This is a genomic window from Alterinioella nitratireducens, from assembly GCF_013155465.1.
Lineage (GTDB): Bacteria > Pseudomonadota > Alphaproteobacteria > Rhodobacterales > Rhodobacteraceae > Alterinioella > Alterinioella nitratireducens.
This window is the reverse complement of sequence record NZ_JABJVX010000024.1, coordinates 1-17,688: the sequence shown is the minus strand read 5'-3', so window position 1 is coordinate 17,688 and position 17,688 is coordinate 1. Positions and strand designations below refer to the sequence as shown.

Genomic DNA, 17,688 nt, shown 5'->3' with positions numbered 1-17,688 from the left:
GATTGGGTCGTTTCATGCGGGCCTCGGAGCAGTCGTCTCCTCTGGCCTCTACTCGTCGATGTCGGAAAGCGTCCCAGCCGATCCCGCGCAGGTTGATGAATCACACGAAAGAACGTATCAAGAACACTGGTTTTGCAGGAAAGGGGATTCGTCGTGGCCGGCAATTTGAAGAAGTTCGTGAACCCCCGGTTCATCAAGACCATCGATCTTGCCCTTATGAAGCCGCTGCTGGCGCGGCACGAGGGCAAGTACAAGGGCTTCTCCGTCGACCTGCTGGACCAGGAGGAGGATGCCGCCCGCGAGGCGCTGGAGAAACTGCTGACCGGCGCCGAGGACAGCTATCCGGAGGGGCTGCGCGGCGATCTGCACCGCATCGCGGAACTTGGCGATGCCCGCGGCCTCGAAATCATTCAGGCGCAGGCCGCCCGTCAGGGCGTCGATCTGTTCCCCGACATGAAGACCGGCGACGAGGACGCGCCGAACAAGGCGCATGATCCCAAGCACATCGCCGTCCGGGTCTTTCTGGAGCATCCTGACCTCTTCGACGCGGCCGCCGACCATATGGCGATGCTCACTGCCGACCGCCTGCATGAATATGCTGGACGGGAACGGGGCGTCGCGATCGACCTGACTGAGGATAAGGTCGAGGCGTTCCGGACGGCCGTCGCCGCGCTCTTCCGTGACGCGTTTCTCGGGGACTACTGCCGGGTGGGCGACTACGACGACGATGACGAGATCAACCTCGTGGTCAGCCACGGCTCCATGGTCTCGACCATGCCGGTCGTCGAGGGCCAGGTCGAACGGGTCATCAGCGTACGCCAGATTTCTCACGCCGTGTTGCGATACTCCGAGAACACCGGCATGTTGCGGCTGGCCCGCATCCGGAAGGCGCATCAGCCCGAGATCGCGGAACTCTTCGCCTCGATCATCCTAGACAGGCCCGGCTTCTTCGACGGCGACGATGCGCAGGACCTCTATACCCTGTGCCCGGTCGAACTGGCCGGACCGGGCTTCGCCTTCGATGCCGCCTACGATCCGCTGATCGACAAGGTGCTGATCATCGAGGCGGCGGCCGACCTGATGGCACCCGGCAAGAAGGGGTATCCCCGCGTGGTGCGCACCCTGCGGTCGCGGGATCTCAGCGGTGACGCGCTCCAGCATTTCGGCGGCACGCCGGTCTCTTTCGGCGGCGCCTGGAGGCTGGGCGAGCTCGTGTTCCGGATCCTGTTCAAGGGCGACGGCAAGCGCCAGCCGCAGGTCACGGTCAAGCTGCGGCCCCCGGGCGTCGTGCAGTTCCGCCGCACCCAGCACGAGGCGCGGGTGATGAAGCTGATCGAACGGAACGGGCTGATGAATGACCGAGACGATTTTGAGGTTGTTGACGCGGCTGAGTGAGGCTGGCAACGACGCGATCCTGTCCGGCGAGCTTGCCGCGCCGTTTTTCGGTCCGGTTTTCGACCGGCTGCTGGCGAAACGTGTCCTCGTCGAACAGGCGCCGCTCTCCGATTGGGACGTCTGCGACGGCTGCGAATGCGGGCTCCCCTGTCGGCCGATCCGGAAAATCGGCGATGCGTTTCGGGCTGAGTGCCCGTTCGATCATCGACAGGACATCGAACTCACCGAAGATGATGTGCGCGTGTTCCGCATCGGCGCTGATGGGCTGGCATCCGTGATCGGCGCCGCAGCAGGGTTCGCTGCAGCCCCGAAACGCGCCGCGGAGAAGGTCTGGCGGCTCGGCGATACGCCATCGGGGCGCGCAGTGTTTCTTGCGCTGGAGCCCGCAGCCCTGACCGGCGACGGCATCATAGCATCGTTGCGCCAAGCGGCGCAGGGCCCGGACGTCACGATCCTCGCGCCGCAGTTGCCAGCGGAGATTGCCCGGCGACACCAGGATGCGGGCTTTCATCTCGTCGAAATCCTCGAGGTGCTGACGCCCGCCACAAATGGCCTCGGCGGCACAATCGACATCGCGGCTCTGGGGCCGATCCCGCTGGCGCCCGTGCTTCGTGTTCGGAGGGCGGCGGCCGAGGTTCATTGGGACGGTCGTTCCGTCATCCTGTCGCGTCAGATTTTCCCCGTGTTCGAACGCCTGCTCGAGAAGGCGCTGTCGCGCGATCAGGTCGCCTCCGGATCCCATGTCGAAGGCACGACGGCGCGCGAGGCCAAGGATCTGATCCGTGAGCTGCGCGACGCGTTCAAGGCTGCCGGGTTCACCGATGCCGAGAGCAAGACCCTGATCATGACCGTGCGCAACCGGGGCTACCGGCTCAGCGTCCATGCATCAGACATCGTGGTCGACGGTTGAAAAGGTAACCAGCAGCGTCTCGCGCGCTTCCTTCCTTGAGTCCGCTTTCGTCAGCTGGAGCCGGGTCGGTCCAGCTCGCATTTAGCCGATCATTGCCATTCGCTTCCGCAATGCCGCCGCCAGCTCCGCTGCCCCGTCGATCTCGGCGATGACCGGCTCGAGGTCCAGACCGTGATACTGGCCGTATTCCTCACGCACGGCATCAGCCACCGAGAGTTTCCACGAGGTAGGATCGATCATGATGGCGCCAGCGTCGAAGAGCCTGTGCAAGTCGGCGCGAAGAGGAATGCCATTCCATCCTTCATCGCCGCCGCCGCTGGACACAGGCAGAACGTGTGCGGCTTCCAACGCCATCAGCGTCTCGCATCCTGTCACAACACAGCGCGCGCCGAACATCTCAAAGACGGCGCGGCGAAACCGGGCTTGGCCCGGGCGCTCCCAAACTTCGGCGAGGCGGCGCTGTCGCTCAGTCGCGTTTTCCGCCTCGTCCTCAGGGCTGTCGATCAACTGGAACCCCAACTTCTCGAAGTATTTCCTGAAAACATTCGTGATGGGATTAGCGGTCATAGGGTTGCCGGCAATCTCGTTTGCCAGACGTCCTAGCGGTTTTACCGGGTAGGCCGTGCCTTCGTGCATCAGAAAACCCGTGCTCGACCGGCGCTTCTGTCCGTTTGGCTTGGGATAGCTTTCATATAGCCATTCCTGCCCGTTGGTTTTTGCCAAGCGGATCGCTTCCATGGCGTGCTTCCGGTCAAAAATTAGGTCTGCCATCGTCGAGCACGCCTCCGTCGCTATAAATGTTCATGGAACTTATCCCGGCACTCTCAAGTCGCGCAATCATCAGCTTCACGCGGTCGAAGTACAGTATTCACCGCGGTGATCCGCCATCGACAGCAGATATAATGAGCGCGTTATCCATGCGTGGTTTGGCGATTTATGGTTTTAGTGGCCGCTAAGCGGTCCGCGTCGGCCCTTCTATTCTAACCCGGCGACCGGAAATGGCGCGACCCACCAAACCCCCACCTTATTCCCACCCCGTTCCCACCTGCGCGCCGACCGCATCCGGCACCTTGGGCTCATCAGAAACGATGACCGAGGCGCACACCGATGCAGATCGAACTCTCCCCCGACGACATTGAAACCATCATCCGCGAAGCCGATGCCGCTGCACGCCGTCTGCGCCGCAAGCTGGTCTTGCCTGCCGCCGATCATGACGATCTCCGCCAGGACCTTCTGGTTGATCTGATCTGCCGCCTGCCTGGCTTCGACGCGCGGCGTGGCAGCATCGGCGCCTTCGCCAACATCGTGCTGCGCAACCAGTCCTCGCGGATCGCGATGCGTCACCACAGCCAGCGCCGTGCGCAGGGCGGGTCGCTGCTCTCGCTCGATGTGCCCTTGGCCGGAGCCCGCGAGCCGGTCGGCGACACGCTGACCGAGGACGACGGGCTTGCTGCCTGGCACGGCCAGACCTGCTGCGCCACGGCCGTCACCGAACTTCACCACGCCCTGCAGGCAGCGCTCGCGCGGCTCCCGGCCGAGGATCGCCGGTTCTGCGCGGCGTTGGCGCATCGCCCCGTGACCGCCCTCGCGGCCGAGGGTTTCGGCAGCCGGTCCGCGCTCTACCGCCGCCTCGCCGATCTCCGTCACGTCCTCACCGCCCGTGGTCTCGGTCCCGCCTGGGACGATCTCGCGGCGGCCTGAGTAGAGGCGAAAGGAGGAGATCATCTTCATGGGCACCACCCCCTTCATCACGGTCCGCGCCCGCCGACCGCTCACCGAGATCGAGTTCTGCGCCTGGGTGGCGCAGGCCGTGCCGGGCGACCGGCTCGAATACCATCGCGGCTTTCTGGCTCTCGACATCTTCCCGATGTTCGCCCGGTTGCCGGATCAGCAGCGCGCGGGACTGGCACGGCTCGGGTCGCGCGCCTTCTGGGCCGCCGAACAGGGTCTCGTGCACCTGGTGCAGGAGCGCACGGGCCCCGACCAGTTCGCCTACATCGCCGTCGCCCGCCCCAAACCGAAGGCCGCAGCCGTGCCGCTGTCCGCGCTCCTGCTCGCCGAGCAGGGGCAGCCCGACCACGCCACCGGTTCGAGTGGTCGGGCTGTCGCGTGATGACCGCCTTCCAATTCCTCTTTGCCGATCATGGAGACCCTTACATGCCGTTCCCCGCGAACACCCCCACCGTCGACGACTTGCCGGGCCTCGGTTTGCAGGACATCGCCCAGATGCCCGTCGAGTTGCTGGCCATCCTGCAGCGCGACGTCGATGAGCGCATCAAGCGGGACAAGGCCGCGAAAGCCCGCCTCGATGGCGCGCTGGCGGTCCGCTACGCCACCCGCGCCGCCGAGGAGCGGCAGACGGCGGGCAAGGACACCGGCACGATCCGGTTCGACGACGGGGATTTCACCGTGGTCGCCGACCTGCCGAAACGGGTCGATTGGGACCAGGATCGCCTCGCCGCCATGGTCGAGCGCATCCGCGCCGCCGGGGACGATCCCGCGCAGTATGTCGACATCGCCTTCAAGGTGCCCGAGCGCAAATACGCCGCCTGGCCCGATGCCATCCGCGCCGGTTTCGAGCCCGCGCGCACCGTCCGGCCCGGGACGTTGAAGATCGAGATCGTCCCGCAAGGGGGCGATCAATGAGCCAGCTCGCCCCTCTTTCGGCCCCATCGCAGGACCTGCCCAGCCTGATCGACCGCGCGGCCAGCATGCTGTCTGGCGCCAAGACCGCCGCCGAAGTGCTCGAGGCGCGCGAGGTTGCCGGGCTGGCCTACGACGTGGCGAAACGCGCGGCGCGGCTGCAGCGCGCCAAGAGCGCCCATGACGATCTCGTCGCGGCGGCACATCGCGCTCAGGCCCATGCGCTCGAGATCGAGGCCCGTGCCAAGCGTCGGCTGGCCGATGAATACGATGCGGCGCAGGCGCGGGGCGAGGTTGCCGGAAACGGACAACGTGGCCCGGAAAAAGCTGTTGCAGACGCCAACAGCTTTTCACCCGCGACCGCCGCCGACCTCGGCCTTCGCCACGATCAGATCCACGAGGCCCGTCAGATCAGAGACGCCGAAGCCGCTGACCCCGGCGTCGTTCGTCGCGCCCTCGACGATCGTCTGGAGCGCGGCGAGGAACCGACCCGTGCGGCGCTGCGCAAGATGGTGGTGGACGCCGCCATGCGCGGGTTGCGCCCACAGCGGTCCGCCAGCCGACGCAATCCTCTCTACGTTCCGCCCACACCCGAGCAGGCGGCCTGGCGGCATGTGACAGGGGTCTTCCGCGCCTTTGCCGAATGGGCCTCGGACGAAAACCTCGCCCTTGCCCGCAAGGGCATGCGTGAGGCCAGGGACACCCCGTTTCACGACCTCGATGCCACGGCCATCGCCGAGGGGTCTGCAGCTTTCACGACAATCAAGGAGTGGTTCGATGCTCGATAGCCAATCGGCGGCATTTGCCGAACGTGTCTGGGAGGTTGCCGCGCAGCTTGGCAACAACGCCCCGAAAATCGCCGATGACATGATGGAGGATGCTTTCCCGCTGACCTGCAGCCAGGCGCGGCAGGAAGGTGCGCTGCGGATGCTGCGGACCGGCATCATCACCGAGGTGAAGCGGATCCTGCGCACGCAGGACGATGCTGTGGGCCAGGCCGATTTCGCGGATGTGTGCGAGTCCTTCGCGCCACTGGTGAAGGATCTGCGCTCGAAGTCTTACTTTGTTGAGTCCGCCGCGGAATACGTCGCCATCCCGAACCTCATCGCCGAGCCCGAGCTGCTCGATGACGCGCGGCGTTTCATGCGCCGCAAGGGCAAGGAATGCCTCGACGAGGCGGATCGTCTCGATGCGCTTTTCGCGGCCGTGACCAGCAACGACACGGATGCAGCGCCGGCGCGTCAGGAGGTGCTGGCATGACCGGCGGCCTTCCGATCATCAGCGCCGACCAGCGGCTGGCCGAGCCGCGTGGGATCAAGGGCTGCATCTTCGGCAAGTCCGGCATCGGGAAGACGTCGCTCCTCTGGACCCTGAACGCATCGACGACGCTGTTCATGGATCTCGAGGCGGGCGATCTCGCCATCGAGGGCTGGGCGGGCGACAGCATCCGGCCGCGGACATGGACGGAATGCCGGGATTTCGCGGTGTTCATCGGCGGGCCCAACCCGGCGCTGCGTGAAGAGCAGCCCTACAGCCCGGCGCACTACAAGGCGGTCTGCGACCGCTTCGGCGACCCGGCCGCGCTCGACCGCTACGACACGATCTTCGTGGACTCGATCACCGTAGCGGGACGGCTGTGCTTCGGCTGGTGCAAGGGTCAGCCCGAGGCGTTGTCGGAGAAGACCGGCAAGCCGGATGTGCGCGGCGCCTACGGGCTTCATGGCCGCGAGATGATCGGCTGGCTCACCCATCTGCAGCACACGCGGGCGAAGAACGTCTGGTTCGTCGGAATCCTCGACGAGAAGCTCGACGACTTCAACCGCAAGGTGTTCCAGCCGCAGATCGACGGCTCGAAGACCGGGCTCGAGCTGCCGGGGATCGTCGACGAGGTGATCACCATGGCGGAGCTGAAGGCCGATGGCGATCCCTATCGCGCCTTCGTCTGCCGGACGATCAACCCCTGGGGCTTTCCCGCCAAGGACCGGTCGGGTCGTCTGGATCAGGTCGAGGAGCCTCACCTCGGCCGCCTGATGACGAAGATCCGCGCCCCCGTCGCGCCAGCGCCCAAGCGCCTGACCTACACCCCGCCGCCCGCCGATCCGGCGGCTGACGTCCAATCCCAACCGCAATCCTGATCAGAAAAGGAGGTTCCCCATGGGTTCCTGGAACGATTTCAACGACGCGCAGAGCAACACCAACCTGATCCCCAAGGGCACGCTGGCCAAGGTGCGCCTGACGATCCGCCCGGGCGGCTTCGACGATGCCTCGCAGGGCTGGACCGGCGGCTATGCCACGCGCGGCTCGACCGGCGCGGTTTACCTGAACGGCGAGTTCACGGTGACCGAGGGGCAGTACGCCCGGCGCAAGATCTTCACCCTCATCGGACTCTACAGCCCGAAGGGGCCGGACTGGGCGAACATGGGCCGCAGCCTCGTGCGCGGCATGCTGAACTCGGCCCGCGGGATTTCCGACAAGGACATGTCGGCCGAGGCGCAGGCGGCGCGGCGCATCAACGGCTTCGCCGATCTCGACGGGATCGAGTTCATCGCCCGCATCGACATCGGCACCGACGCCAGCGGCGACGACAAGAACGAGATCCGCAGCGCGGTCACGCCCGATCATCGCGATTACGCTCAGGTCATGGGGACGGCTGCGCTGCAGTTCGGCGGACAGGGTGCAGCCGGACTTGCCCCGCAGCAGACCACCTCTGCGGCACCGTCACATCAGCCCAGCCAGCCCGCTTCCGCTCCCGGGTTCGCCGGTCGGCCGAGCTGGGCGCAGTAAGGGGGAGACCGGCCATGCGCCTGCGCCCCCGCCAGAAGACCTTCGTCGAGCGCAGCGTGGCTGCGCTCGCTTCCCGCGGCAACACGTTGGGCGTAGCGCCCACCGGTGCGGGCAAGACCATCATGCTCTCGGCGGTCACCGGCGAGATGATCGGCGATGGCGCCAAGGCCTGCGTGCTGGCCCATCGTGACGAGTTGACGGCGCAGAACCGAGCCAAGTTCCAGCGCGTGGTGCCGGGCGTCGCCACCTCGGTGATCGACGCCACGGAGAAGTCCTGGGGCGGCCAGGTGGCCTTCGCCATGGTGCCGACGCTGGCGCGGTCATCGAACCTCGCCAACATGCCGCGGCTCGATCTGCTGGTCGTGGATGAGGCGCACCATGCGGTGGCCGACAGCTATCGCCGCATCATCGACCGGGTGCGCGAGGCCAATCCCGTCGCCCGGATCTTCGGGGTCACGGCCACCCCGAACCGGGGCGACAGGAAGGGTCTGCGCGAGGTCTTCGACAACGTCGCCGACCAGGTCCGGCTGGGCGAACTGATCGCCTCGGGCCATCTCGTTCCGCCGCGCACCTTCGTCATCGACGTGGGTGTGCAGGACGAGCTCCGCTCGGTCCGCAAGACGATGGCGGATTTCGACATGGCGGAGGTGGCGGGCATCATGGACCGCGCTCCCGTCACCGACGAGGTGATCCGGCACTGGAAAGAGAAGGCAGGCGACCGGCAGACCGTGGTGTTCTGCTCCACCGTCGCGCATGCCGAACACGTCACCGACGCCTTCAGGGCGGCGGGCGTTTCCGCCGCGCTGATCCACGGCGATCTGGCGGCCGAGACCCGCAAGGCGATCCTCGCCGACTACGCGGCGGGCGACATCCGCGTCGTCGTCAACGTGGCGGTGCTGACCGAGGGCTGGGACCATCCGCCCACCTCCTGCGTCGTGCTGCTGCGGCCGAGCTCCTACAAGTCCACAATGATCCAGATGGTCGGGCGCGGCCTGCGCACCGTCGATCCCGAGGAACACCCCGGCATCGTCAAGACCGACTGCGTCGTGCTGGATTTCGGCACGTCGAGCCTGATCCACGGCACGCTCGAGCAGGACGTCGATCTCGACGGCAAGACCGAGGCGGGTGAAGCCCCGACGAAATCCTGCCCCGGCTGCGGCGCCGACATTCCGCTGGCAGCCACCGAATGCCCGCTCTGCGGCGAGGTGTTCCCGCGCGAGGATCTGGATGCGGGCGAAGGCGACGGTGCCGCGCCGCTGTCGGGCTTCATGATGACGGAGATCGACCTGCTGAAGCGATCCAGTTTCGCGTGGGTCGACCTCTACGGCACGGATGACGCGCTGATGGCTACGGGCTTCACCGCCTGGGGCGGCATCTTCTGGCTGGACGGGGTCTGGTACGCCATCGGCGGCGCGAAGGGCGAACGCCCCCACCTGTTGGGCGTCGGCGAGCGCACGGTCTGCCTCGCGCAGGCCGACGACTGGCTGAACACCCACGAGACCGACGAAAGCGCCTTCAAGACCCGTTCCTGGCTCCGCCAGCCGCCGACCGAGAAGCAGCTGCAGTACCTGCCGCCCGAGTGCCGCCATGACTTCGGCCTGACGCGCTATCGCGCCTCGGCGCTGATGACATTCGGCTTCAACAAGCAGGCAATCCGCGCGGTTGTCGGCGCGGCGGCCGAGCCCGAGCGGAGGGCGGCGTGAGCCATGTCGCGCAAATCCCATCCCCGCCCGCAGCGGCTGCGGGTCGACCGGGCTCTGATCGCCTCTGGCATCCGCGGCCGGCGCTCTGCGCCGTCTGCACCGCGCGCACCCGCGGCTTCGGCTGGTTCGACCCACACCGGTCGCGCCGTTCGCCGGGAAGACGGTCCCCCGGACCGTTTCCTGATCCGGCTCACCGCACCCGCCGCTGGTTCTGCTCCATGGGCTGCCAGGCGGCCTTCACCCGCAAAGCGAAACGAGGATTGAGCATGATCGACTTCACCGAAGAGGAAACGCAGGCACTGCCCGCCGTGATGCGCGCGCTCGCGCCCGAGATGGAGCGGATCGGTTGGGAGCGCCCGCTGCACCAACTGACCCAGAACGACATGCGCCGGCTGATCGTCGTGACCGTCGAGGCGTTCCGCGCCGAGATGGCCGAGATCGCCGCCGAGGCGGAGATCCCATTCTGATGCTGGATTTCAACCCGCGCCCCTCCATGGCCGAGCGGATCAACACGCTGGTCGACGCCGCGCTTATCGCCGAGCGGGAGGCCACGCCGCCCCGGACCTATCTCGGCGCGTCCCGTCTGGGGCATGCCTGCGAACGCGCGCTGCAGTTCGAGTTCGCAGGCGCGCCCAAGGATGAGGGCGCGGATTTCGGCGGCCAGACCCTGCGGATCTTCGCGATCGGTCATCAGCTCGAGGATCTGGCGATCCGCTGGCTGCGGGCGGCGGGGATCGATCTGGTCACCCAAAAACGCGACGGCGGTCAATTTGGCTTCTCCGTCGCCGGTGGTCGCATCCGGGGCCATGTCGACGGGATCATCGCCGACGCCCCGGCAGCACTCGGTCTGCGCCCCCCGGCTCTATGGGAATGCAAGACCATGAACGCGAAGAACTGGCGGGCCTGCGTCAAGGACGGGATCGCCGTCTCCAAGCCCGTCTATGCCGCCCAAATCGCGATCTATCAGGCCTACATGGAGCCCTCGGTGCCGGGCATTTCCTCAGCCCCGGCACTGTTCACGGCGATCAACAAGGACACGGCCGAACTGCATCACGAGCAGGTCGCCTTCGATGCCGATCTGGCGCAGCGCATGTCCGACCGCGCGGTGCGGATACTCCAGGCCACCGACGCCGGCGAGCTGCTGCCCCGCATCGCAACAAGCCGCGACTTCTTCGAATGCCGTTTCTGCGCCCATGCCGAGCGGTGCTGGGGGTTGGCGGCATGAGCGACGACAAGATCATCCACTTCAATCCCTGGCGGGATTTCAACGACGCGGCGCCGCTGCCCGATCCCTTCGCCGTGGAACCGGACCCCGCGCAGATCGCGCGCTTCGTCGACGTGGTCTTCGGCTATTCCGAGGGACTGATCCCTGTCCGCGGCTTCGTGGACAAGGGTCAGGGCAAGGACGGTCGGCCCCACAACATCTGGATCGACGCGAACGGCGCGGCGCCCGGCAAGCTCGCCACATTCGCCGCCTGGGGCGCGCGCGAGGGCGCGGCGGTCTATGTCATTCCCGGCACGGTGGCGGAGACCGGACAGGCGCGTGCCGCCGATGTCCTGCAGATGCAGAGCGTCGTGGTCGATCTGGACGCGGGCGACATCCCCGCCAAGCTCGATCACCTCGTCCACCACCTCGGGCGACCGACGCTGATCGTCGAGAGCGGCGGGCGCACTGCCGATGGCGCGACCAAGCTCCATGTCTGGTGGAAGCTGACCGAGCCCGCCGAAGGCGACGATCTCGCGCGGCTTTGCCAGTTGCGGGGCGATATCGCACTCAAGGTCGGCGGCGACATGCATTTCCGCTCGGCGCACCAGCCGATCCGCGTGCCCGGCACGGTCTATCACAAGGGCGGACAGGAACGGCTCGTCCTGATCCGTGAAGCCAGCGATCTCGAGTTCGATCTGGCCGACATGCTCGAGCGCGCGGCCGAAATGCCGCCCATGCCAGGAGTCGGCATGGCGACGGCCGAGCCGCGCGAGAAACCCGGCGTGGACGCAACCCTGATCACGCCGGTTCGCGAGGGCGGCCAGGACGCCTGGACGCGGTTCGAAGGCGTCAGCATGGCCATCGGCCACTATGTCCGCATGGCGCATGAGGGGCGGATGAGCCGGGAGGAAGCCTGGCGCGCGATCGGCGAATACAACGCGGCGATGATCCGGCCGAACTGGTCGGAAGACCGTCTCTGGGTCGAATACGAGCGGCTCTGGGCGCTGCACATCGCGAGGAACGGCCCGCCGCTCATTCGGAACGACGGCGCTCCGGCGGCAAGAGAGATCGCCACCTTCACCTTGGGCGCGCTGCTGGACGACGGCACGCCGATGCCCGACGACATCATCGGCCCGCGCGTCCTGACCCCTGGCGGCATGCTGGTGCTCGGCGGCGCGCCCAAGGTCGGCAAGAGCGATCTCGTCATCAGCTGGCTGGTGCACATGGCTGCCGGTGTGCCGTTCCTCGGCTTCACGCCGCCACGGCCGCTGCGCGTGTTCTATCTGCAGGCCGAGATCCAGTACCACTATCTGCGCGAGCGCATGCAGCAGATCGGCCTGCCGCCCGGGGTGATGGCCGCCGCCCGCGAAAACCTTGTCGTCACGCCGAAGCTGAAGCTGCTGCTCGATGAGGGTGGCAGCGCGCTGGTCGCGAAGGCGATCCAGCAGGCGTTCCCGGCCGAGCCCGTCGACATCCTGTGCATCGACCCGATCCGCAACCTGTTTGACGGCGGACCTGACGGCGGTGGCGAGAACGACAACGCCGCGATGATGTTCTTCCTCAAGGACCGGGTCGAGGTGCTGCGCGACCACGTGAACCCCGATTGCGGGATCATCCTGATCCACCACACCAAGAAGCTCAGCAAGCACCAGGTGAAGGAGGATCCATTCCTCGCGCTCTCCGGCGCGAGCGCCCTGCGGGGCTTCTACACCTCCGGCCTGATCCTCCACCGCCCGGACGAGGACGCGTCCGAGCGCAAGCTGGAGATCGAGTTGCGCAACGGTCCCGCGCTGCCCTCGAAGCTGATCGACAAGCGCGACGGCCAATGGGTCGAGATCAACCCGATGAACGAGCGCCTCGTGCGCGCCGAGGTGGGCGCCAAGCATGACGCCGAGCGCATGCGCAAGCACGACGTCATCCTCGGCCTGCTCTACGAGGAGGCGCGGCGCGGCAAGCTCTACACCTTGGCGCAGTTCTCCGAAGCCTTCGAGAATACCGGGGGCCTCGGCGGGCGGACTATCGTCCACGACCGGCTCAGCGTTCTCGCCACCAAGGGCAAGGTCAAGTTCATCCGCGGCCCCGCCGCCACGCGCATCGGCCTGGCCGCGGAGCGGAGCAAGTACGGCTATCTCTGCGTCGAGGGAATGCTGTTCGGCACGGGCGGCGAGACCGTCGATCCCGACACGGGCGAGGTCACGCCGGAGCTGATCCCGGCGCTGCCCAGCCACTACAAATGCTCGCAGACCGGGGCCGTCCTGCCCGTCGAGAACCCCTCCGTCTGGGTCTACCAGGAGGAGGACGAGGCATGACAATTCACGCCCTCCCGTGCCGCGAATTCTGGCTCTGCAGCCCCGGATTCTGGCCAGAATCCGCAGATTCTGCTCCCCGCGCGAATCCTGGATTCTGGCTTTTCCGATTTCATTTCAGTGACTTGGAAGGTGCTTTCCAGAATCCGGAAGGGCCTTTCCGGATTCTGCTCCGGAGTCTGGAAGTTCTGTTTTGGATCAATGCCTTGGAGCAGATTTCAGAATTCGGAAAACGCCCCCCTAAAGGGGTAGGTGACCTCCCCGCCAGGCGCGGGAGGGTCACCACCTACCCCTGGGCAATTTCTCGGGCTGGATGTCCCGCCCGCCACCCCATCGAGCAGCAACCCGGAAAGGAGCCGATCATGGCCCACGTATCTCTGAACCCGACACCCATGAGCGCCCCGTTCCCCGGCGTGCCTGTCGTTCTCGCCCTCGATCTCGGCACCACGACCGGCTGGGCCCTGCAGGCGGCGGACGGTCTGATCACCAGTGGCACCGTGTCCTTCCGGCCCAGCCGCTACGACGGCGGCGGCATGCGCTACCTGCGGTTCCGGGGCTGGCTCGAGCAGCTGGCGCTCGATGCCGGAGCCATCACCGCCATCCATTTCGAGGAGGTCCGCCGCCACGCCGGCACCGACGCGGCGCATGTCTATGGCGGGCTGCTCGCCACGTTGACGTCATGGGCGGAGACCGCGGGCGTCGCCTATCAGGGCGTCCCGGTCGGCACCATCAAGCGCCACGCCACCGGCAAGGGCAACGCGAACAAGGACGCCATGATGGCCGCCGCCCGGTCGCGCGGCTTCTCGCCCGCCGACGACAACGAGGCCGACGCCATCGCGATCCTGCTCTGGGCGCTGGAGACCCGGGGAGGTGTGCAATGAGCGGCATGCGGTTCACGCCCAAGGGCTATGGCGGGCGCCGCCGCAACCCCGACGAGGTCAAGCGCGACGGCTGGAAGGAACAGGGCCTGCTGGCCGTCGCCATCGACGACGACCGCCTGACCTGGCCCGAGCGAGAACTGGTCCGGCAGCTCGGCGAGCGGCTCTACGGCAAGCGGGAACGGGAGGCGCGTCATGGGTGAGTGGACCACAGCGCAGGTGCAGGATCGGCTTGAACTTGCGGCCGACGTGATGCGGCAGATGCCGGGCGTGATGCCGCAGGGCTTCTTCAACGCCTGGCCCGAATACTTCCACAGCTTCACCGACAAGGTCGGTCAGGAGCCGCAGATGCGGCGACCGAGGCCCAGCCCGCGACAGATCACGCAGGCCGAGGAAGCGATGCTCTGGCTGCGTTGGCTCGAGCCCGAGGATGGCCGCCTGGTCTGGGCCCGCGCCGACGGAATGGCGTGGAAGCCGATCTGCTGGCAGTTCGGTCTGTCGCGCACGGCCGCGACCAAGCGCTGGCAGTACGGCCTTGCCGTGATCACCTGGCGGCTGAACGGTCGCGTGCCGTCGCCCCGTCGGTCGCAGCAGTTCGTCATCGAAAACGCCAATCGCCTGTCAAGAAAAATCGTCCTCTGAGGAAATTTTCGGGTGTACATCGCGGGGCCTTACACATTTCGACGAGGCCGTTAGAAAACCAATATGCTCGGGAGAGGAGCGCGCAGGCAAAGGCCGCGCCGCTGGCTTCCGGGGTCCAGCGAAGGGTCCAGCCGGGGTCCAATGGGCTAACCCATTGAGTTCTTGGTTCCTTCCTGGCGACATTCGTATGCTGGCGGGCGAAGCGCGCAATATCGCCAGCGACAGGGTCGGTTTTTTGGGAAGCCACCCCAGCGGGCATCCACCCGCGTCCTGCTGAAAACCACAACAAAACAAACTCTTGGAACCTGACACGTCCGGTGGCCGCTGGACCCTTAGCGGAGTCCAGGCTGGCTGCCGGTGCCCGGAGTCCAGGGTTCCACCGAATTGAGGCGAACCGACCAGCATGACCCTGAGCTTTGCACCGGATGCGATCGAGATGTGGCCGCTAGCCAAGCTCCAGCCCTACGCGAAGAACGCGAAGCTGCACGGTTCGGATCAGGTCGCGAAGATCGCCGCCAGCATGGCGGAGTTCGGCTGGACGGTTCCGTGCCTGGTCGCCGACGATGGCGAGTTGATCGCGGGACATGGCCGTGTGCTGGCCGCCACGCAGCTGGGGCTGACCGAGGCCCCAGTGATTGTGCTGGGACACCTGACCGAGGCGCAGCGTCGGGCGTACCGTATCGCGGACAACAAGCTGGCAGAAAGCCCATGGGACGAAGCGCTGCTGTCGGCCGAGCTGAACGATCTGCTGGCCGAGGACTACGACCTGTCGCTCATCGGGTTTGATGACGCTGAGCTTGAGGCCCTGTTGGCCGGTGAGGTCGACCCCGAAACCGCCTCCCGCGAGGGCGAGGACGATGTTCCAGAGGCCCCCGAGACCCCGATCAGTCGTCCCGGCGATCTCTGGGTGCTGGGCAAGCATCGGCTGCTCTGCGGGAACGCGACGGTGGCCACGGACGTCAAGCGTCTACTCGGCGATGTGACACCGCTGCTGATGGTCACTGATCCGCCCTATGGCGTCGAATACGATCCGGGCTGGCGCAACAAGGCGGGAGCTGCCGCGACCAAGCGCACCGGCAAGGTGCTGAATGATGACCGCGCGGATTGGCGCGAGGCCTGGGCGCTGTTCCCGGGTGACGTCGCTTATGTCTGGCACGGCGCGCTGCATGCGACGACGGTTGCGGAGAGCCTCGAAGCGTCTAGCTTCAACATCCGGTCCCAGATCATTTGGGCCAAGGATCGCCTCGTGCTGAGCCGCGGCGATTATCACTGGCAGCACGAACCCTGCCTCTACGCTGTGAAAAAAACCGGCAAGGGCCATTGGGCGGGCGACCGCAAGCAGACGACGCTCTGGCAAATCGCCAACAAAGATCAGGATGCGGAAACCGTGCACGGGACCCAGAAGCCCGTCGAATGCATGCGTCGGCCAATTCTGAACAATTCCAGCCCCGGTCAGGCGGTCTACGAGCCCTTCATGGGATCCGGCACCACCCTGATCGCGGCCGAAACCACGGGACGAGTTTGCCTCGGGATCGAACTGAACCCGGCCTATGTCGATGTCGCCATCCAGCGATGGCAGCAGTTCACCGGTCAAGCGGCCGTGCTGGACGGGACTGGCCAGACCTTCGCCGATCTGACGGCCAACCCACGCTGAGGCGATGCATGACCTGGCTTTACATCCCTCCGGGGGCGCTTCCGGAGACGGAGACCTGTTCGGTCTCTCGCTCTGTTCCGGCGCAGGCGGGCTCGACCTCGGGCTCACCATCGCCATGCCCGGATATCGAACTGTGGGCCATGTCGAACGGGAAACCTACGCCGCGGCCATTCTCGTGGCACGGATGGAAGAGGCGGCCCTGGATCCAGCGCCTGTCTGGGACGATGTTGCCAGCTTCGACGGCCGCCCGTGGCGCGGCGCGGTGGACATCGTCACTGCGGGCTATCCGTGCCAGCCGTTCTCTGTCGCGGGCAAACGCCGGGGCGCGGACGATCCGCGCCACCTTTGGCCGCACGTCGCCCGGATCGTCGGGGAGGTCGAGCCGCCCTTCGTCTTCCTCGAGAATGTCGCCCATCATCTCCGCCTCGGCTTCCCCGAAGTCGCCGCAGGACTGGTCGGCATGGGCTACCGCCTTGCGGCGGGCCTCTTCACGGCGGCGGAAGTCGGCGCGCCCCACAAGCGCGAGCGGCTCTTCATCCTCGCGCACCGAGAGGACTGCGAACTGGCCGACCCCGCGCGCCTGCTCCGGGACCCGGTCCAGTGGCGGGAACCGGACCGAGATGCTCCGGCTCTGGCCGACGCCCCGCGCCAGCGCCAACGAGAACCGGCAGACGAAACCGACGCCCTCACAGGAAGCGGGCAAGCACGGGATGAACCTGGCGACCTCGGCCGCGATGTGGCCGACGCCGCAAACCGACAGTTTTCGCAGCCGGGGCGGCGCCCGGAGACACGAGAAGGGTCTCGATGGCATGGCGCGGGACTGGCCAACGCCGATGGCAACCGACGGCAACAAGCCGAGCGCGGGCAATCGCAAGTCCGCCGACCTGACCCTTGCCAGCCAGATGTGGATGACGCCGACGGCCCGGGATCACAAGGACGGCGCGACCACATTGGCGAACACCCCGGTGAACGGCTTGCTTGGCCGCCAGGTCCTGGTGACGCCGACGGCTGGGAGCGATACCTCCGAGCCGCGCCGGACGCTGAACCCAGCATTCGTCGAGGCTCTGATGGGCTGGCCCACCGGGTGGACCGCCTTCGGCTCTGCGGCAACGGCGTGGTCCCATTGGTTGCCGCGCATGCGCTCCGAACTCTCGCAGCTCAACTGCTGGCCGATGGATGATGGCACGCCCGCATGAAACAGTCGCGCACCATGTCGCTGGTCGAGGCCATCGCCAACGTGATCGTCGGCTACGGCGTCGCGGTTCTGACGCAGATCCTGATCTTTCCGATCTTCGGGCTGCACACGACGCTGGCGCAGAACCTGAAGATGGGCGCGGTGTTCACTGTGGTGAGCATCGCCCGGTCCTTCGCCCTGCGGCGAGTATTCGAGGCGATCCGAGTGCGAAGCGTCAAATGATAAACCGCCGCCCCAGTGGGACGGCGGCCAGCAAGGTGCTGGTGTCCGCTGCGTCAGGCGGCTGGCAGCTTGTAATATGCGGAGCGCATGGTTATGCGGAGTTGGTCGTAAAATGCCAATTTGGCCAATGGGTTGAGCTGGCGGCGCTC

Annotated in this window: 20 protein-coding genes and 1 pseudogene; 20 read left to right on the top strand and 1 reads right to left on the bottom strand. The window is 66.6% G+C overall.

Translation table 11 applies throughout. The features are described 5' to 3' along the window. Window positions 1–153 precede the first annotated feature (153 nt). Both HNS34_RS19420 and HNS34_RS19415 read left to right on the top strand, forming a co-directional pair. Window positions 154–1,395 carry a hypothetical protein gene (locus HNS34_RS19420; protein WP_172321743.1) on the top strand — a complete coding sequence of 414 codons (1,242 nt, stop codon included), beginning with the start codon at window positions 154–156 and terminating at the stop codon, window positions 1,393–1,395. Further along, on the top strand, window positions 1,355–2,305 hold the full coding sequence (locus HNS34_RS19415; RefSeq protein ID WP_172321742.1) for a helix-turn-helix domain-containing protein: 951 nt from the start codon (window positions 1,355–1,357) through the stop codon (window positions 2,303–2,305). The genes HNS34_RS19420 and HNS34_RS19415 overlap by 41 nt, the downstream gene beginning before the upstream one ends. A gap of 81 nt (window positions 2,306–2,386) precedes the next feature. On the opposite strand, the gene HNS34_RS19410 is transcribed toward HNS34_RS19415, so the two are convergent. Next, window positions 2,387–3,076, bottom strand: a complete 690-nt coding sequence (locus HNS34_RS19410) for an HNH endonuclease (RefSeq protein ID WP_172321741.1) — start codon at window positions 3,074–3,076, stop codon at window positions 2,387–2,389. A gap of 336 nt (window positions 3,077–3,412) precedes the next feature. On the opposite strand from HNS34_RS19410, the gene HNS34_RS19405 reads away from it, so the two are divergent. The 18 genes and pseudogenes from HNS34_RS19405 (at window position 3,413) to HNS34_RS19325 (ending at window position 17,539) form a co-directional block, all read left to right on the top strand. Next, the gene (locus HNS34_RS19405; protein WP_172321740.1) at window positions 3,413–4,006 is read left to right on the top strand and encodes a hypothetical protein; all 594 of its coding nucleotides are present in this window, start codon (window positions 3,413–3,415) and stop codon (window positions 4,004–4,006) included. A 28-nt stretch (window positions 4,007–4,034) separates the two neighbouring features. Next, window positions 4,035–4,418: a hypothetical protein gene (locus tag HNS34_RS19400; protein WP_172321739.1), complete on the top strand. Its 384-nt coding sequence runs from the start codon at window positions 4,035–4,037 to the stop codon at window positions 4,416–4,418. Continuing rightward, a complete protein-coding gene (locus tag HNS34_RS19395) occupies window positions 4,418–4,951 on the top strand; it encodes a hypothetical protein (RefSeq protein ID WP_214647549.1) in 534 nt (177 codons plus the stop codon). The genes HNS34_RS19400 and HNS34_RS19395 overlap by 1 nt, the downstream gene beginning before the upstream one ends. Next, window positions 4,948–5,736 carry a hypothetical protein gene (locus tag HNS34_RS19390; RefSeq protein ID WP_172321738.1) on the top strand — a complete coding sequence of 263 codons (789 nt, stop codon included), beginning with the start codon at window positions 4,948–4,950 and terminating at the stop codon, window positions 5,734–5,736. The genes HNS34_RS19395 and HNS34_RS19390 overlap by 4 nt, the downstream gene beginning before the upstream one ends. Further along, the gene (locus tag HNS34_RS19385; protein ID WP_172321737.1) at window positions 5,726–6,208 is read left to right on the top strand and encodes a hypothetical protein; all 483 of its coding nucleotides are present in this window, start codon (window positions 5,726–5,728) and stop codon (window positions 6,206–6,208) included. Before HNS34_RS19390 ends, HNS34_RS19385 begins: the two co-directional genes overlap by 11 nt. Beyond that, on the top strand, window positions 6,205–7,083 hold the full coding sequence (locus HNS34_RS19380) for an ATP-binding protein (protein ID WP_172321736.1): 879 nt from the start codon (window positions 6,205–6,207) through the stop codon (window positions 7,081–7,083). Before HNS34_RS19385 ends, HNS34_RS19380 begins: the two co-directional genes overlap by 4 nt. Before the next feature lie 19 nt (window positions 7,084–7,102). Next, window positions 7,103–7,732: a hypothetical protein gene (locus HNS34_RS19375; RefSeq protein WP_172321735.1), complete on the top strand. Its 630-nt coding sequence runs from the start codon at window positions 7,103–7,105 to the stop codon at window positions 7,730–7,732. A gap of 14 nt (window positions 7,733–7,746) precedes the next feature. Then, a complete protein-coding gene (locus HNS34_RS19370; RefSeq protein WP_172321734.1) occupies window positions 7,747–9,435 on the top strand; it encodes a DEAD/DEAH box helicase in 1,689 nt (562 codons plus the stop codon). Between the two features lie 266 nt (window positions 9,436–9,701). Further along, entirely contained in the window at window positions 9,702–9,902 is a 201-nt protein-coding gene (locus HNS34_RS19365; protein WP_172321733.1) for a DUF6511 domain-containing protein, read from the top strand. After that, window positions 9,902–10,660, top strand: coding sequence for a hypothetical protein (locus tag HNS34_RS19360; protein ID WP_172321732.1), 759 nt, complete (start codon window positions 9,902–9,904; stop codon window positions 10,658–10,660). The genes HNS34_RS19365 and HNS34_RS19360 overlap by 1 nt, the downstream gene beginning before the upstream one ends. Then, entirely contained in the window at window positions 10,657–12,951 is a 2,295-nt protein-coding gene (locus tag HNS34_RS19355) for an AAA family ATPase (protein WP_172321731.1), read from the top strand. Before HNS34_RS19360 ends, HNS34_RS19355 begins: the two co-directional genes overlap by 4 nt. A gap of 359 nt (window positions 12,952–13,310) precedes the next feature. Further along, window positions 13,311–13,829, top strand: coding sequence for a crossover junction endodeoxyribonuclease RuvC (locus HNS34_RS19350; RefSeq protein WP_235952821.1), 519 nt, complete (start codon window positions 13,311–13,313; stop codon window positions 13,827–13,829). Further along, window positions 13,826–14,029 carry a hypothetical protein gene (locus HNS34_RS19345; protein WP_143794663.1) on the top strand — a complete coding sequence of 68 codons (204 nt, stop codon included), beginning with the start codon at window positions 13,826–13,828 and terminating at the stop codon, window positions 14,027–14,029. The genes HNS34_RS19350 and HNS34_RS19345 overlap by 4 nt, the downstream gene beginning before the upstream one ends. Beyond that, complete coding sequence (locus HNS34_RS19340) at window positions 14,022–14,468, top strand: DUF6362 family protein (protein ID WP_172321730.1); 447 nt, start codon at window positions 14,022–14,024, stop codon at window positions 14,466–14,468. Before HNS34_RS19345 ends, HNS34_RS19340 begins: the two co-directional genes overlap by 8 nt. A 403-nt stretch (window positions 14,469–14,871) precedes the next feature. Next, entirely contained in the window at window positions 14,872–16,122 is a 1,251-nt protein-coding gene (locus HNS34_RS19335) for a site-specific DNA-methyltransferase (protein WP_172321729.1), read from the top strand. Window positions 16,123–16,126: 4 nt separating this feature from the next. Continuing rightward, a pseudogene (locus tag HNS34_RS20835) lies at window positions 16,127–16,630 on the top strand (DNA cytosine methyltransferase); the annotation flags it as partial. A gap of 202 nt (window positions 16,631–16,832) precedes the next feature. Continuing rightward, window positions 16,833–17,318, top strand: a complete 486-nt coding sequence (locus HNS34_RS20830) for a hypothetical protein (protein WP_235952822.1) — start codon at window positions 16,833–16,835, stop codon at window positions 17,316–17,318. Next, window positions 17,315–17,539 carry a DUF7220 family protein gene (locus HNS34_RS19325; RefSeq protein ID WP_172321728.1) on the top strand — a complete coding sequence of 75 codons (225 nt, stop codon included), beginning with the start codon at window positions 17,315–17,317 and terminating at the stop codon, window positions 17,537–17,539. The genes HNS34_RS20830 and HNS34_RS19325 overlap by 4 nt, the downstream gene beginning before the upstream one ends. Window positions 17,540–17,688 lie beyond the last annotated feature (149 nt).